Below are 1,451 nucleotides of genomic sequence, written 5' to 3'. Positions count from 1 at the left end.
GGGGGGTGTCCCTATGTTTGCTGTCAAGCCGCTGCAGCAGCGGGGGTGCGGTAGAAGGTCTTGTTCTTGAGCATCGCGTAGAGCACGTCGCAGCGTCGCCGTGCGAGACAGATCAGCGCGGCGTTGTGCTTCTTGCCTTCGGCGCGTTTGCGGTCGTAGTAGGCACGGCTGGTCGGGTCGTGCAGCGCAGCGAATGCGGACAGGAACAACGCCCGTTTGAGCTTGCGGTTACCCGATCGCGCGGGGTGCTCACCGCGGATTGACGACCCGGAACGGTGAGTCACCGGTGCGATGCCGGCGTAGGCGGCCAGGTGCGCCGCGGAGGCGAACGCCGAACCGTCGCCGACCTCGAGCAGGATGCGCGCTGCGGTCCTGACGCCGACGCCGGGCATCGACATCAGGACCTTCGAAAGAGGGTGATCGTCGAGCATCCTCTCCACGTCCTCGGCGATGCTCTTGCGCTGTTGCAGAATCTCTTTCAACGAGTCGGCCAGTTTCGGCAAGACAATCTCGGCGGCGTTGCTGCCCGGCACCGTCACTGTTTGTGCATCGAGGGCAGTGAGGATTTCCTCGGCGAGACGGGAGCCCATCCGCGGAGCGTGCTTGGTCGCGAGGGTGGTGAGCCGGCGCTTGCCGGCCTTGCGGATGCCGACCGGTCCACCGCAGCGCGACAGGATTTCGAGCACGGCTGGATGCGCGATCTTGGGGCCGAGAACCCGTTCGAGGGCGGGATGGATGCCGGTGAGCAGTCCGCGGATGCGGTTGCTGATGCGAGTGGCCTCACCGGCGAGGTCGTCGTCGAACCCGACGAGGACGCCGAGCTCGGCCAGCGCCTCGTCACCGACATCGACCCGGCGCAGCGTGTGCGGCATCGTCCGAGCGGTGTCGGCGATGATGAACGCATCTCGCGCGTCGGTCTTGGCCTGACCGGGGTACAGGTCGGCGACGCGGCGCATCGTCAACCCCGGCAGGTACGCCACGGCGTGGCCGCAGGCGCGGGCGACGGTGACCGGCAGGGCGCCGATCGTGTTCGGTTGGTCGACGATCACCAGGACCGGACCGTGTTCGGCCAGGCGGTCGAACACGGCGCGGAGTTTGGTCTCGTCATTGGGCAGGGCTTTGTCGAACAGTCGGGTGCCGGCGGGGTCGAGTCCGACGGCATGGTGTTCGCCTTTGCCCACGTCGACGCCGCAGAACACGGCGTAGGTCGGGTCCATGAAGCGTGCCTTCCGTTCCGCTCCGGACGGTCACCGATCCGACGTCGACACCCGGCACCCACGTTACGAAGAGACCTACCTCAGATCCGGTGGCCCTGTCCCTATCAGCGGTCCATCGACGCCACCAGGCTCGGCGACACCACCCCCCGGATCATTCGAGAGACAGGGGCAAGAAGTCATACCGAACTTGGCGACCGTGGCCCCGCGGTGCGGGACTACGAAGAAGGTAACGGG

General features: G+C 66.8%; 1 protein-coding gene. It reads right to left on the bottom strand.

The window, feature by feature from the left end; genetic code table 11:
- Positions 1 to 23: 23 nt before the first annotated feature.
- Positions 24 to 1,217: an IS110 family transposase gene (locus tag QYS60_RS25690; protein WP_119699439.1), complete on the bottom strand. Its 1,194-nt coding sequence runs from the start codon at positions 1,215 to 1,217 to the stop codon at positions 24 to 26.
- Positions 1,218 to 1,451 lie beyond the last annotated feature (234 nt).

It is taken from the genome of Rhodococcus sp. GXMU-t2271, assembly GCF_041414735.1.
Lineage (GTDB): Bacteria > Actinomycetota > Actinomycetes > Mycobacteriales > Mycobacteriaceae > Rhodococcus > Rhodococcus indonesiensis.
The sequence above is the reverse complement of the archived record's forward strand: the minus strand, read 5'-3'. Positions and strand labels throughout refer to the sequence as shown.

Bases quoted from the DNA above. Each gene is read 5' to 3' on its own strand.
- QYS60_RS25690 (WP_119699439.1), bottom strand. From the start codon at position 1,217: ATGGACCCGACCTACGCCGTGTTCTGCGGCGTCGACGTGGGCAAAGGC.